Annotated in this window: 13 protein-coding genes; 6 read left to right on the forward strand and 7 right to left on the reverse strand. The window is 67.9% G+C overall.

The genetic code is table 11. From position 1 onward, the window contains the following. Positions 1-139: 139 nt before the first annotated feature. The 3 genes from FHS98_RS11525 to FHS98_RS11535 are packed head-to-tail and all read right to left on the reverse strand — an operon-like array spanning position 140 to position 3621. Entirely contained in the window at positions 140-2152 is a 2013-nt protein-coding gene (locus FHS98_RS11525) for a response regulator (RefSeq protein ID WP_167104717.1), read from the reverse strand. A gap of 43 nt (positions 2153-2195) precedes the next feature. Continuing rightward, positions 2196-3425 carry a winged helix-turn-helix domain-containing protein gene (locus FHS98_RS11530; RefSeq protein ID WP_243847989.1) on the reverse strand — a complete coding sequence of 410 codons (1230 nt, stop codon included), beginning with the start codon at positions 3423-3425 and terminating at the stop codon, positions 2196-2198. Further along, positions 3358-3621 carry a hypothetical protein gene (locus FHS98_RS11535; RefSeq protein ID WP_167104720.1) on the reverse strand — a complete coding sequence of 88 codons (264 nt, stop codon included), beginning with the start codon at positions 3619-3621 and terminating at the stop codon, positions 3358-3360. The genes FHS98_RS11530 and FHS98_RS11535 overlap by 68 nt, the downstream gene beginning before the upstream one ends. An 86-nt stretch (positions 3622-3707) precedes the next feature. Between FHS98_RS11535 and FHS98_RS11540 the strand changes: the two genes are divergently transcribed. Further along, complete coding sequence (locus tag FHS98_RS11540) at positions 3708-4112, forward strand: VOC family protein (RefSeq protein WP_167104723.1); 405 nt, start codon at positions 3708-3710, stop codon at positions 4110-4112. Between the two features lie 45 nt (positions 4113-4157). On the opposite strand, the gene FHS98_RS11545 is transcribed toward FHS98_RS11540, so the two are convergent. Then, positions 4158-4580, reverse strand: a complete 423-nt coding sequence (locus tag FHS98_RS11545; RefSeq protein WP_167104726.1) for an Ohr family peroxiredoxin — start codon at positions 4578-4580, stop codon at positions 4158-4160. 176 nt (positions 4581-4756) lie between these two features. Between FHS98_RS11545 and FHS98_RS11550 the strand changes: the two genes are divergently transcribed. Continuing rightward, on the forward strand, positions 4757-5206 hold the full coding sequence (locus FHS98_RS11550) for a MarR family winged helix-turn-helix transcriptional regulator (RefSeq protein ID WP_167104729.1): 450 nt from the start codon (positions 4757-4759) through the stop codon (positions 5204-5206). Here FHS98_RS11550 and FHS98_RS11555 read toward each other — a convergent pair whose 3' ends face one another. Beyond that, positions 5207-6163, reverse strand: a complete 957-nt coding sequence (locus FHS98_RS11555; protein WP_208402217.1) for an SPOR domain-containing protein — start codon at positions 6161-6163, stop codon at positions 5207-5209. A 178-nt stretch (positions 6164-6341) separates the two neighbouring features. Here FHS98_RS11555 and FHS98_RS11560 point away from each other — a divergent pair, with 178 nt between their 5' ends. From FHS98_RS11560 to FHS98_RS11575, 4 genes are all read left to right on the forward strand, one after another. Continuing rightward, positions 6342-7496, forward strand: a complete 1155-nt coding sequence (locus FHS98_RS11560; RefSeq protein WP_167104732.1) for a fumarylacetoacetate hydrolase family protein — start codon at positions 6342-6344, stop codon at positions 7494-7496. Between the two features lie 32 nt (positions 7497-7528). Beyond that, complete coding sequence (xylB, locus tag FHS98_RS11565) at positions 7529-8314, forward strand: D-xylose 1-dehydrogenase (RefSeq protein WP_167105407.1); 786 nt, start codon at positions 7529-7531, stop codon at positions 8312-8314. A gap of 271 nt (positions 8315-8585) precedes the next feature. Further along, positions 8586-8855: a hypothetical protein gene (locus FHS98_RS11570; RefSeq protein WP_167104735.1), complete on the forward strand. Its 270-nt coding sequence runs from the start codon at positions 8586-8588 to the stop codon at positions 8853-8855. A gap of 78 nt (positions 8856-8933) precedes the next feature. Next, complete coding sequence (locus FHS98_RS11575; protein ID WP_167104738.1) at positions 8934-9368, forward strand: hypothetical protein; 435 nt, start codon at positions 8934-8936, stop codon at positions 9366-9368. Between the two features lie 62 nt (positions 9369-9430). On the opposite strand, the gene FHS98_RS11580 is transcribed toward FHS98_RS11575, so the two are convergent. After that, on the reverse strand, positions 9431-11209 hold the full coding sequence (locus FHS98_RS11580; protein WP_167104741.1) for an IlvD/Edd family dehydratase: 1779 nt from the start codon (positions 11207-11209) through the stop codon (positions 9431-9433). A 182-nt stretch (positions 11210-11391) separates the two neighbouring features. Further along, a complete protein-coding gene (locus FHS98_RS11585) occupies positions 11392-14532 on the reverse strand; it encodes a TonB-dependent receptor (RefSeq protein WP_167104744.1) in 3141 nt (1046 codons plus the stop codon). Positions 14533-14640: the final 108 nt, after the last annotated feature.

Raw genomic sequence — 14640 nt, forward strand, 5'->3', positions numbered from 1 at the left:
TGTGGGATAGGGACAGGAGACCGGCATGGGGGACTACAGACCGCCGATCTCATGGGGCCGAACGCACGCGCGGTTTCCCGGATCGCCACATTAGCGAATATTTCCGTTCATCAGCGAAGATTGCCGGGATCGCCCCCCGTCAGGCGAGCGCCCCTCGCCCGAAGATGCGCGTCAGGCCCGCCAGCAACTCGTCCGCGCGGAACGGCTTGGCCAGCCGCGCCACATTGGCCGGCACATCGCCCGCGACGCTGGCGTAACCGGTGACGAGCAGCACCGGCGTCTCCGGCCGACGCCTGCGCACCTCGCGGATCAGATCGGCGCCGGTGCGCAGCGGCATCAGATAATCGGTCACCACGGCGTCCATGTCCGGCATCTCGTCGAGGATCGCCAGCGCCTGATCGACGCTCGCGGCCTCGATCACGTCATGCCCGGCGGTGGTCAGCATCTCGGCCGTCGAGGCGCGGACGGCCTGGTCGTCGTCGACCACGAGAATGCGCCGACGCGTCAGCCGGGCGACGTCGGGCGCGGCCTTCTCGCCGGCCGGCTCGCCGGTGCCCGCCGGCAGCACGATCTTCGCCACGGTGCCGACCCCGACCCGGCTCGCGATATGAAGCACCCCGCCCGACTGCGCGGCGAAGCCATGGACCATCGACAGGCCGAGCCCCGTGCCCTTGCCCATCGCCTTGGTGGTGAAGAAAGGGTCGATCGCCTGCCGTGCCGTCGCCTCGTCCATGCCGACGCCGGTATCCGCCACCGCGATGCTGACATAATCCTTCGACGGCAGATCGAGCGTCTCGGCTTCCGTCGCCCGCTGCGCGCTGATGGTGATCGCGCCGCCATTGGGCATCGCATCGCGCGCGTTGATCGCCAGGTTGAGGATCGCGAGTTCGAGCTGCGCGGGATCGACCAGCACCGGCGGCAGGCGATCCGCGATCGACCATTCCAGCCGCACCTGCGCCGTCACCGACTGGCGGATGAGATCGGAAAGCCCCGTCAGCAGCGCCCCCACATCGATGTTGCGCGGCGCCAGCGCCTGCCGCCGCGAAAAGGCCAACAGCCGGCCGATCAGCGTCCGCGCGCGCTCGGCGCTAGCCATCGCTGTCTCGATATAATGCTGGGCCTTCGGATCGTCGGGCACGCGCCGGCGCAGCAGGTCGAGCCCGCCCATCACCGGCGTCAGCAGATTGTTGAAGTCATGCGCCACGCCGCCCGTCAGCCGGCCCAGCGCCTCCATCCGCTGCCGCTGAAGCTCGCCCCGCTCGCGTGCGCGATAATGGCGCAGCTCCACGATCAGCAGCCGTGCCAGCAGCGCGAAGAGCAGCAGGCTGATGACCGCCGCCCCCGCCAGCAGGGCGATCGCATGACGCAGCGGCCCCGAATAATCATGCGCCGGGGCCGAGAGATACACCGCCCAGTCCGTCCCCGCGACCGGCGCCCATGTGCCGACCGCCAGCGATCCGTCGAGCCTGCGGAAGCGATAGAGATTGAGTACGCCCTTGCGCTGCGCGGCGATCACGGCGGGATTGGCGGGTCGGCCGACACGATGCCAGTCGAAGCCCGCATTGGCGACGATATCGCCGCTGCCATCGAGGATTCCCGAACGCCATCCGGCCGCCAGCGACTGCGTCGCCAGCAATCCGCTGAGCGAGCGCGAGGGAACCATCAGGGTCAGCATCCGAACGATCCTGCCATCCCGGACGATCGGCGCATGGACGGCGAAGGCCTGGCTTCCGTCCGGCTCCGTCACCACCCCGCCGACGATCGGCCGCCCCGTCGCCACCGCGCGCGCCAGACTGTCGGCGTCGCCGGCCTCCGGGCCGGCGGGAACCGTAATCAGCGGCCGGCCGGAAAGATCGCTGACCCGGATCGACCGCCATCGCCCGTCCGCCTCGATCGCGCGCGCGGCCAGCGCCCGCACCGCCCCTTCGTTCCAGGCGCCGTCGAAGACCGTCGATGACGAGAGCGCGCGTGCCGCCCGGCGATCCGCGTCCAGCTCACGGGCGAGCAGCGCGGCGGTGAAGGTGACGCGTGCCCGCGCCTGCTGCGCGATCGCGTCCCGCTGGCTTCGGAAGGTGGCGGTGCCGACGATCCCGCCCAGCACGACGACCGGCAGCAGCCCTGTGATGGCGAACAGCGAGATGGAGCGACGCATCGTCGTGCAACCTCCTCCAACTCCCTGGTGACGGACCCAAACGCTACTTGTGCGCCGGCCTCACACCCGAAGAGAGGCCGAGCCAGCGCGCCATGTCGGCGATCTCGGCATCCAGCGCCTCTCCGGCTTCGGCCGGTGCATCAGGCTCGAAATGGATACGCAGCACCCGAAGTTCCCTGAGCGCCCGATCGGCCTTGAGATCGACCCGGCCGACCAGCCGGTCACCGAGCAGGAAGGGCAGGTCGTAATAGCCGTGCGTGCGCCGCTCGGCGGGGGTGTAGATGCCGATCCGGTAGTGGAAATCGAACAGCCTTTCCGTGCGCGAACGCTCCCAGATCAATGGATCGAACGGGGCGAGCAGTGCGCGGGCCGCGATGCGGCGCGGACGGCGGGCATCGCAGTGGAGGAAGGCCGGGCGGTTCCAGCCCTCGACCGTGACGGGCAGCAATTCCTCCGCCTCGACCAGCTCCGCGATCGCCCGCCGGGCCTCCTCGGGCGGCTGGCGGAAATAGTCGCGCAGGTCGGTGGCGGTGGCGACGCCCAGCGCACGGGCGGCGTGGGCGATGAGCGCGCGATGGGCCTCCGCCTCATCCGGTGCGGGAAGCGCGAAGATCGCCGGCGGGATGACCCGCTCGCTCAGATCATAGACACGCTCGAAGCTGCCGCGCCGCTCCGCCGTCGTGATGTGCCCCGCCCAGAACAGCCATTCGAGCGCGCGCTTGGTGTCGCCCCACTCCCACCAGCCGCTGCGGCCCCGGCTCTCCTCGAAGTCGGAGGCGGCCATCGGTCCCTCGGCGCGGATGCGGTCGAGCACGGCCATCGCCTCGGCCCGGCGCTCGGTGGCGAAGGGACGCAGGCCGCCCCAGCCTGTCTCGCCCCGATCCGCCGCCGCCATCCGCCAGCGCAGCAGCGGATGCAGCGCGAAAGGCAGCAGCGAAGCCTCGTGCGCCCAATATTCGAACAATTTGCGCTCGGACCTGCGTCCCCACGCCGCTTTGTCGATCAGCGCGCGGTCATAGACGCCCAGCCGCGAGAAGGCGGGCAGATAATGCGCGCGCACCACGACATTGACGCTGTCGATCTGGTGGAGCGCCAGCCGCTCCACGGTGCGGCGCAGATGGCCGGCGTCGGCCTGCTCGGGCCGCGCGGCACCGAAGCCCTGCGCGGCGAGCGCGATGCGCCGCGCGGCCGCCGCCGTCAGCCGCTCACTCAGAGCGTTCGGCCTCGTCCATGGCGCGGATATAGGCCTCGGCCGCGGCGCGCTCCTGCGCATCCTTGAAGGCGACCGAGGGCTCCGGCGCCTCGTCGAGCCCGTGCAGCACCACCCACATGGCGAAGCGGCGGCCGGGCTCCGTCTCCGTCCCGAAGGCGATGCGGAGCCATTGCACACCGCGATCGATCGCCTCGTCATCGAGGGAATCGAGATCGGTCGTGCCGAAATAATGCTGGAGAAGGGCGTCGAGATCCATGCGCCCTGGGTTGCGCAAGAGCCGCGCAAAATACAAGCCCGCAGGAGGGCTGGTCAGAAACCGCCTATCGGCTATTCATCACAGCCATGATCGAACGCATTGGCCATATCAACATCCGCACGCCGATCCTCAAGGAGACGATCCGCTTCTACGAGGAGCTGTTCGATCTCGTGGCCGGCCCCGCCCAGACGATGGGGCATCAGGAGATGCACGCCTGGCTTTACGGCAAGGATGGCCGCGCGATCATCCACGTCAACAGCCCGCCGGACGGCGAAGCGCCGATCCCGCCGGGGGTGCGTGCGCGGCTCGATCATATCGCCTTCGATTGCAGCGATGTCGGGGAAATGGAGCGCCGGCTGACGGCGTTCGGCGTGCCTTTCGTGAAGCGCGCCACCCGTGTGGCGGGGCTCACCCAGATCGTGCTCAGCGATCCGAACGGCATCCGGCTCGAACTGGCCTTCGGCGCGGACAAGGCGATGGCCCCGTCCTGAACGGGCGAACGGGGAGCGACCTCTTGGCCGCTCCCCCGTCCGGGATCAGATCACCGAGAGGCGAACGTCCAGGCTGCCCTTCGTCGCGTGCGAATACGGGCAGACGACGTGGGCGGCGGCGACCAGCGCCTCGGCCTCGGCCTTCTCGACGCCCGGAATGTGGATCGCCAGCGCGACATCGAGGCCAAAGCCCTGACCATCGTCACGCGGGCCGATGCCGACCTGCGCGGTGACGGTGGTGTCCTCCGCGATCTTCACCTTCTTCTGCGCGGCGACGAACTTCAGCGCGCCGAGGAAGCAGGCCGAATAGCCGGCGGCGAAGAGCTGCTCCGGGTTGTTGCCGGGGCCACCGGCGCCGCCCAGCTCCTTCGGCGTGTCCAGCGTCACCTTGAAGGCGCCGTCCGTGGTGGCGGCGCTGCCGGTGCGGCCGCCGGTGGCCGTGGCTTCGGTCTTGTACAGAACGTTCATCGCCTTGCTCCTTCATGTGGCCGCTGCCGGCCCTCTATTTCGCGATAACTGTTATCGCGATATGAAAATCCTTCTAAGCGCGATTCGGCTGGGTGTCCAGCGATTATTTATCGCGCCAATCTTTATCTCAAAAATCCATTGCGCTATATGGAGGCCGCCCCGCACGGAGAAACGCCATGTCCGCCATCCCCCCGCTCAGCCTCGACCAGCACCTCTGCTACTCCCTTTATTCGACGAGTCTCGCGATCGGCCGCGCCTACAAGCCGATGCTCGACGCGATGGGAATCACTTACCCGCAATATCTCGTCCTGAGTGTTCTGTGGGAGAAGGACAACCTACCCGTCGGGATGATCGCGGACCGCCTTTTGCTTGAGTCGAGCACGCTCACCCCGCTGCTCAAGCGGCTGGAGGCGTCGGGCATGGTCCGGCGCACGCGCAATCCCGAGGATGAGCGCCAGGTGCTGATCCAGCTCACCGAGAAGGGCCGCGCGCTGCACGCCCGGTCGGTCTGTCTGGCCGAGACGATGCTGGAGACGTCCGGCCTGTCGATAGCCCAGATCGGCGCGCTCAACGATCAGGTGCGGTCGCTACGCGACTCGGTCGTCGCGGCGCTCAACGGGCGCTAATCAGGAGCGCGGCACGGGCAGGCAGTCGAAACCACCCGCCGCCGCCGCCGCGCACAGGCGGAGCGCCCCCGCCTTGTCGTCCGCCGCGCCCACCTGAAGCCGGACGAGCGGGCTGTGCGGCACATCCTCATAATGGGGATGATAGGCCGCCAGCGACGGCAATCTGCCCCGCGCCCGCGTCCACGCCGCCTCCGCCGCTGGCTTGCCGGTGAACGCCCCGAGCTGAATGCGCCACGACGCGCCTATATCCGTATGCGCCGCCACGACCGCCGCGACCGCCGTTTCCCGAGGCGTCGCGACCCTGGCGGCGAGCTGCGTCGGTGGCGGCGCGGCCCGGCGCCCGGCCTGCCAGGCGGCCAGATCGCGCCGATAGCTCGCATAAGCGCGATAATAATCGAGGATCGGCGCTTCGAGTTTGTCGAGCGCCCCCGGCGCGAACTGCGGCAATCCGCTGGCGGGCTGGGCCGCGGCCTGCTCGGACACCTCGGCGGCGGCGCGGCAGAAGGCCGCCTGCGCCGGCGGCTGCGCGAAGAAATTATACAGGCGCGTCATATGCTGATCGAGGGCACTACCGCCGGATCGCCCCGTCTCGGAGGCATAAGCGGTGGCGAAGACTGCCTTCCGCTGGGTGAGCAGCGCATTGTAGCGCGCGACGATCGCCGCCCCGCCAGGCCGCCCGCCGCAGCTCAGCGCCGCGACATTGAGGGCGGCACGGACATGCCACAACGCCTCTTCCGTGCCGATGTGGCTGTTGATCGTCTCGAAGCGCCCGTCGCTGCCTGGTTCGGGCACCGTCTGGCCGGCCGCGGAGCCCGCCGGCGGCTGCGGCTCGGCGGCGGGAGGCGCAGCCGGCCGAGGCGCCTCGGGCTTGCCGCGATGATGGTGGGCGCACCCTGCCAGAAGCAGGGCCGTCGCCAACCCCGCGCAGCGCGCCGCTCCCCTCTGCCCCACCGTCATGGCGTCAGGTCATGCCACACCCGTTCCAGAGTAAAGACTCGCGCGCCGGTCCGTGCCTCTCCTGCGGCGGAAAACGCCGGATTCCGGCCGATCGCCCCCAATGGCACCCCATCCTCTTGACACGAACCGGGGACAATAAGATTGGTAGCGCTATCAAGTTGTAACAAGGCGAGAGGATATGACCGGCAAGGCGTTCGTGGCAGCCGAGGCGCTGCCGGAAGACTGGCGCGCGGGCCTGTTTCTGGGGCGTATCGATCTGGGCGAAGGCCCTACGCCCGTGCTCGTGTCGGGCGGCATCGCTTATGACATGACAGCGGTGGCGGCGACGGTTTCCGAGCTGGTCGCGCTCAAGGCCTTCGATCCGTCCGCGGGCAAGCCGCTCGGCGATCTGGAGACGCTTGGCCTCTCCGCCGCGGTCGATGCGCCGCATCGCCTGCTGAGCCCGATCGACCTCCAGTGCGTGAAGGCCGCCGGGGTCACCTTCGCCGTCTCCGCGCTGGAGCGCGTGATCGAGGAGCGCGCGCGGGGAGATTCGAGCGCTGCCGCCGAGGTCCGCTCGCGCATCGAGACGCGCATCGGCGGCGGCATCCGCACCGTGAAGCCCGGCTCGCCCGAAGCCGCGACGCTCAAGGCGACGCTGATCGAGGAGGGCATGTGGTCCCAATATCTCGAAGTGGCGATCGGGCCTGACGCCGAGATCTTCACCAAGTCGCCGGTGCTCTCGACCGTCGGCTGGGGCGCGCTGATCGGCGTGCGGTCCGACTCGACCTGGAACAACCCCGAGCCGGAAGTCGTGCTGCTCGCCGACAGCCACGGCACGGCGGTGGGCGCGACGCTCGGCAACGACGTCAACCTGCGTGACTTCGAGGGCCGCTCCGCCCTGCTGCTCAGCAAGGCCAAGGACAACACCGCATCCTGCGCGATCGGGCCGTTCGTCCGCCTGTTCGATGCCAGCTTCTCGATGGACGATGTCCGCACCGCCAAGATCGACCTGCTGATCGAGGGCGAGGAAGGCTATGTGCTGAACGGCACCAGCACGATGAGCGAGATCAGCCGCGACCCCGAGGATCTCCTCGCGCAGGCGATGAGCGAGCATCATTACCCGGACGGCTACACGCTCTTCCTCGGCACGCTGTTCGCGCCGATCCAGGATCGCGACGAGCCGGGCCGCGGCTTCACCCACAAGCTGGGCGATGTCGTCACCATCTCGACGCCGAAGCTCGGCCGCCTCGTCAACCGCGTGACGACGTCGAAGGCCGCGCCGGCCTGGACACTCGGCATCGCCGGCCTCATGCGCAACCTCGCGGGGCGCGGCCTGCTGGTTCGCGCCTGACCCTTTCCCCGTATTCGGAGTTCGCCCCCTTGTTGCAGGCATCCCTCACCGCCTCCCGCGCCGCCATCTACCCCAGCCTCGCCGGCAAGCGCGTGCTCGTCACCGGCGGCGGATCGGGGATCGGCGAAGCGCTGACCGAGGCCTTCGTCCGTCAGGGCGCGCGCGTCGCCTTCGTCGACATCGCCGACGAGGCATCCCGGTCGCTGGTCGAGCGTCTGGCGGAAGGCACCGACCATGCCCCGCTCTACCGCCATTGCGACCTCACCAACATCGACCAGCTCCGCTCGGTCATCAGCGACATCGTCGAGCAGTTCGGTGGCGTCGACGTGCTGGTGAACAACGCCGCCAATGACGACCGCCACGCCATCGCCGACGTCACCCCGGAATATTGGGACAACCGCATCGCGGTGAACCTGCGCCATCTGTTCTTCGCGGCCCAGGCGGTGGCGCCGTCGATGAAGCAGGCGGGCGGCGGCGTGATCCTGAACTTCGGCTCGATCAGTTGGCACCTCGCGCTGCCCGACATCGTGCTCTACCAGACCGCCAAGGCGGGCATCGAGGGCATGACCCGCGCGATGGCCCGCGACCTTGGCGAGCATGGCATCCGCGTCAACACGATCGTGCCGGGCGGCATCAAGACGCCGCGTCAGGACATGCTGTGGCATGACGACAGCGAGACCGCCCGCATCCTCGCCAATCAGTGCCTCAAGGAGCGCGTGATGCCCGCCGACGTGGCGGCGCTCACCCTGTTCCTCGCCTCCGACGATGCGCGCATGTGCACCGGCCACGACTATTTCGTGGACGCCGGCTGGCGCTGAGCCGCCTGTCGATCCGTCGTGCCGGCCGGGGCTGGCGCGGCGGATCGCCCTCCTCGCCAGAGCAGCGCGGTGAAAGATCGCGCCACGGCATCCGAGCCACCTTCTGACAGGCGCAATGCCGCCTAAAAGGCGGCCGCTCCCACCCAAGATGAACGCCAGCCGACGATCGCGTTCAGCAACGCCTCAGCGCGGATGGCGGATCAGAACGGCGTGGACGAGGGTTATCGGGCACGTCGAAGTCCCCGACCACCGTGGATTGAGGGAGTGTAACATGAAGAAGCTAGCCATCATCGCGAGCGGCGCCAGCCTGCTCTTCGGCGTGGCCGCCATGCCTGCTCATGCCCAGAGCGCGGGCCACGTCCTGCGCGGCGCCGGCATCGGTGCCGCGGGCGGCGCCGTCGCGGGCGCGCTGATCCCCGGCCTATCGGTGGGCACCGGCGCGCTGGTCGGCGCGGCGGGCGGTGCGGCCTATAACGGCCTCATCAACAAGGGCCATCACCGCCATTATTACCGGCACCACTATCGCCGCCGTCACCATTGAGGTGATCCGCGCCCCGGAGGATCGACCTTCCGGGGCGCCCCCATTCCGTTACGCGTTCGGGCCGTGTAGAGGGAAGCGATGCGCCGGATCGCCATCCTGTCGGGCTTGCTGGCCTGCTCGTGCGGGCAGAAGGCCCCGCCCGACGATCTGCGGACCAGAGCGCTGCTCACCACGGTCGAGCGTCATGTCACCACCTGCACGGCGTCCACCGGCCGGCTTGGGCCGCTGATCGCCCGCAACGAGCGGCGCGCGCTGATGAATGCCGCGATCGACGCCCGCAACCGCTGCTCGGATGCCCGCGCCGAAATAGCCCGCGCGATCGGCAAGGACGCGACGCTCGACGCCTGCCGCCGCGACGTGGACGCGCAGGAGAAGATCAGCATCGCCCAGATGGCCGTGCTCGACAATCCGACGCCCGAGGGGCGCGCCGCCGTGCTCCAGCGGCTCGACGAGGCGATCCCGCTCCAGCAGACCTGCGGTCAGGCAATCGACAGGCTGCGCAAGGGGAGCTGAGCCGCTACGCCGCCTCTTCCCGTCATGCCGGGCTCGACCCGGCATGACGATCAAGGAGCGTATCAGTGGTTGTGGCGCGGCGTCTTCGCCGAGATGCCGCGATACTTCACCGCCATCTCCAGCACCGCGCCCTCGCCCATCTGACCGGTCTTCTCCCGGAAGATCTCCTCCCACGGCGTGTGGCTGGCGGGCACCTCGGGCAGGCCCTCGCCCTTGCGGCGGGCGATCTCGGCCTCGTCCACCAGCGCGTTGCAGGCGCCGGTGTTGAGATCGACGCGGATCATGTCGCCGGTGCGCAGCCAGGACAGGCCGCCGCCCACCGCGCTCTCCGGCGAGGCGTTGAGGATGGAGGGGCTGTCCGACGTGCCCGATTGGCGGCCGTCGCCCAGCGTGGGCAGCCACATGATGCCCTTGCGGATCAGCGCGGCGGGCGGCTGCATGTTCACCACCTCGGCCGAGCCCGGCCAGCCGATCGGCCCAGCGCTGCGCATCACGAGGATGCAATTCTCGTCGATGCCGAGCGCGGGATCGTCGATATTGTGATGATAGTCGTCCGATCCGTCGAACACGACCGCCCGCGCCTCGAACACACCCTCGGCGCCGGGGCGCTCCAGATAGCGCTGGCGGAACTCGTCGGAGATCACGCTGGTCTTCATGATCGCGAAGTCGAACAGGTTGCCCGACAGCGCGAGGAAGCCCGCCTTCTCCTTCAGCGGCGCGGCGAAGGGGAAGATCACCTCACGATCCTTCGTCTCGCGGCCGGCGATATTCTCACCCATGGTGCGGCCGGTGACGGTGAGGCAGTCGGCATCGAGCTTGCCGGCCTCGGCCAGCTCCCACATCACCGCCGGCACGCCGCCGGCGCGGTGGAAGCGCTCGCCGAGATATTTGCCCGCCGGCTGCATGTTGAGCAGCAGCGGCAGGTCATAGCCATATTCGGTCCAGTCCGAATGATGCAGCTCGACGCCGGCGTGGCGCGCCATCGCGGCGATGTGCGGCTGGGCGTTGCTCGATCCGCCGAGCGCGCTGACGGTGCGGATCGCGTTGAGGAAGCTCTCGCGCGTCAGGATGCGCGAGGGGCGCAGATCCTCATAGGCCATCTCGACGATGCGCTTGCCCGTCTCATAGGCGATCTGGCCGCGCTCGCGGTACGGCGCCGGGATCGCCGCGCAGCCGGTGAGCGAGAGGCCGAGCGCCTCGGCCACGGCGTTCATCGTCGAGGCCGTGCCCATGGTGTTGCAATGCCCCGCCGACGGCGCGCTGTCGCAGGCCCGGTTGAGGAACTCCTCCTCGTCGATCTCGCCCGCCGCGAGCTTGCGGCGCGAGCGCCAGATCACCGTGCCCGAGCCGACCAGCTCGCCCTCATGCCAGCCGTCGAGCATCGGCCCGCCGGACAAGACGATCGCGGGGATATCCACGGTGGAGGCCGCCATCACATTGGCAGGCGTCGTCTTGTCGCAGCCGGTGGTGAGGACGACCGCGTCGATCGGATAACCGTAGAGGATCTCGACCAGGCCCATATAGGCGAGGTTGCGGTCGAGCGCGGCGGTCGGTCGCCTGCAATTCTCGAAGATCGGATGGACCGGGAATTCCATGCAGATGCCGCCTGCGTCACGGATGCCGTCGCGGACGCGCTTGGCCAGCTCGACATGGATGCGATTGCAGGGTGAAAGATCGCTGCCCGTCTGGGCGATGCCGATGATCGGACGGCCCGAACGCAGCTCGGCGGGCGTGATGCCGTAGTTCATGAAACGCTCGAGATAGAGCGCGGTCATGTCCGAGCGGGCGGGATCGGCGAACCAGTCGCGCGAACGAAAAGGTTTGACGGGTGTGCGATCCAACGGCGCTCTCCTGGCACGGCGCCCTCGCGACGCCTCATGTTAGCGCTAACCCAGCCTGCGGAGGCCATCAAGACCATGCGGGCGGCGAAGAACGCGATTTGCGCTCTTCGCCGCCCGCACTCAAGCCCGGTCGAGAAGGAAAAAGGGGGCGGCCCTTGGTCCCTGGCCGCCCCCAGCGGGGATCAGAAAGTGCCGCGCACGCCGATCAGGAACTGACGGCCCGGCTTATATTCGGTGAAGGTCGCATTCGGGAACTGGAAGTAGCTGCGCAGCTTCGAATTGGTCAGGTTGACCACATCGAAGGTGATCTGCGGCGCGTTGTGGACACCCAGCACCTTCTCCAGGTCGAAGATCGAGGAGAAATCCCACTGGCGATAATTGTCGGAGAAGATCGCGGCGTTGGGAATACCATTCTGGTTCGCCGTCGATTGCTGCGAACCCTTCTGGAAAGTTTCCGACAGACGCAGGCTGATGCCGTGATTCTCGTAATAGGCGCTGATGTTATAGGTATACTTGGCGACGCCCAGCGCCACCGCAGGCGCCGCACCGGTGCCCTTCTGGTCGACGATCGTGGCGTTGGCGTTGAAGCCGAAGCCCTTGATGCCGAAGCGCTCGGTGATGAAGTCGAGCGGCTGCACCCACTGGAACTCGAGGCCGTTCACCGTCAGCGTGCCGCTGGCGTTGACCTGCTGCTGCACTTGGACGGTCGCGTTGTCCGGGCCGCCACGAGCGTCGATCGCCGCCTGCTGGGTCGGCGTCAGCGAACCGTAGGTGATGCCGTAGAGCGACAGCGCCGAGAAGGGCACGGTGACGATGCCGTTGGTGGTGAAGCCCTTCAACTGCTTGCGGAAGGCCGCCATGCTGATGAGGCCCTCATGCCCGGTATAATATTCGATACCGAGATCGAGGTTGGTCGAGGTGTAGGGCTTGAGCGCCGGGTTGCCGACCGTCGCCACGTCCGCCGACGGGGTGGAGAAGTTCACACCCGGAAGCTGCGCGTTCGGATCGGGCCGCGTCATCGTCTTGGAGACCGCGAAGCGGGCCACCGCATGATCGCCCACGTCATAGGCGAAGTTCGCCGCCGGCAGCCACTTGGTGTAGCTGCTGTGCGTCGTCACCGTGTTGACGATATTCGGATAGAGGCCACCCTGCGCCGCGGCGATGTCGGCAGCGGCGGTCGGGTTGCGCGGATCGGGCAGCGACACCTGACCGGCGATCGTCTGATCCGTGTGGACGTAGCGCACGCCGATATTGAAGCGCAGATCGCTGTCGGCGATGCGCTGGATGCCGTTCACCTCGATGAACGCCGCCGGCGACTTCTCGCGGATATAACCGCCGCTGGCGCCGGTGTTGGCCGAGCCCGCCACCGGTTCGGAGGCGTGGAACGCGTCGTAGTTGGTCGCCTTCTTGAACTTGTTCCAATCGACCGTGACGAAGCCATCCGGCCCCTTCGTCAGGAAATTCGCGAGCTGCGCGGCCGGAACCAGCGAGCCGCCATAGGTGACCGGGCCGGTCATGCCCGAGGTGAAGCCCGTGCCGTAACCCGGATAGGTCGGATAGCCGGCCGGGGCGGTGCCCACGACGTTCAGACCCTCGCAGGCCGGCTGCGCATTGGGCGAGCCGACGAACACGCTGGGATTGTCGCCGCAAACCGCATTCTGCCATGCTTGGCTGTTGTCGAAGGCGCTGATCCGGCGCGAGGTGTCGTCGTAATTACCGCCGACGCGGATATTGAGATGCTCGTCGCCCCAGGTCAGGTCGCCGCGCACGCCCTTGGTGATGTTGACGCGGCGCTCGTCCTGGATGTTGACGCGGCCACCGCCGGCCCAGCCGAAATTGGCCGGATCGTTGAGATCGACGTTGCTGGCGATGCTCGGGATGCCGCCGTCATTCTTATAGTCGACGGTGAGGCCGGAATTGGGCGGCGTTATCACCAGCACCGATGGCGATTCGCGGTGGAAGGTGCTGCGCGTGTAATTGCCCTGGATGTTGAACTTCAACTTGTCGGCGATCTGCCATTCGGCGCCCGGATTGACGCCATAATAACGCGTCGTCTCGATATAAGGGCGGTATTCGAGAAAGTATTGCGCGTTGGCAAAGGTGCCCGACGTCACCGTGCAGCCCTGGCTGCAATCCGACTTGTCGACCGTCAGGTTGAGCGGGATCATCGCGCCGTTGCGGCCAACCCAGTCCAAGTCGATACGCTGGAGATCGTTCTTCTTCCAGCCGTACATGCCGTCGACATAAAAATGCAGCGCATCGCTCGGCCGCCATTCGGCGCTCGCCACAGCGTTGATGCGGTTGCGCGTGCCGAACTCGTCGGACGGGCGGCCGAGGCGCGGGATGATGGCATTGTCGATCTGCTGGATCGTGAGGCCGGGATTGTGCGCCAGCAGGAAGGCCTGATCGACCGTCGCGCCCGGCGTCAGGCCGTTGCCCGCGTTGGACGGCACGGTGGCCGGGATCGTCCAGTTGCCGCCGCCGGTCGAGTTGCAGCCCGAGGTGGCGCCGCACTGCGCGGCGGAGAGATTCGGGTTGGTCCAGCCGATCGTCTCGAAGCCGGTGACGCGCGACTTGGTGCGGTTGCCCGCGATACCCGCGAGGATGCCGAAATTGCCGAAGGTGGCGCTGGCCACGGCCGAACCGCGCTGGCCCCAGCCCGATGCCTCGCTCTGCTTGGTGCCCTGGAAATTATAGGTGAAGTGCGTACCGGGATGATCGAACGGCCGCGCGGTGCGGATGTCGACGTTGCCGGCCGCGCCGCCTTCAAGCAGATCGGCGGTATAGCTCTTGTTGACCGTCAGCTTGGTGAAGAGATCGGTCGGGAAGAAGCTGAGATCGACTTCGCGGCCGGTGCCCTGCGCGTCGGTGGTGCCGCTCGACGCGATCGCGATCGGGGCGCCGTTCAGCGTCACCTGGGTGAAGTTCGAACCGAGGCCGCGGATCGCGACGTTGGTGCCCTCGCCGGTGATGTCGCGGCTGATCGTGATGCCGGGGATGCGGTTCAGGCTCTCCGCGATGTTCGTATCCGGGAACTTGCCGATATCTTCCGCGAAGATGGAATCGCTGAAGCCGATCGAATTGCGCTTGGAGTTGATCGACTGCGCAAGGCTGCGGCGATAGCCGGTGACGATGATATCGCCCGCGCTGGCATCGGCGCCCGACGGATTGGCGATGGAGGCCTGATCCTGCGGGGCGGGCTGCGCGGCCGGAGCGGCCTGATCCTGCGCGAAGGCGGGAGCGACGGCGGTGCCCGCCAGCATGGTAGCGCCAAGCAGGGCAATCCGCCGCACGGCGACGCGAGTCGACGACATATAAGTCATGATAAGTCCCTCTCCTGTTCCCCTCGCGCCTTTTGCAGCGTCTCGTGGGGTGCCATCTGGATGGCAGCCTGCGCTACCTTCGTGGTAGCGTTCACATCAGCGAGCTAA

The sequence above is a fragment of the Sphingomonas oligoaromativorans genome (assembly GCF_011762195.1).
Classification (GTDB): domain Bacteria; phylum Pseudomonadota; class Alphaproteobacteria; order Sphingomonadales; family Sphingomonadaceae; genus Solisphingomonas; species Solisphingomonas oligoaromativorans.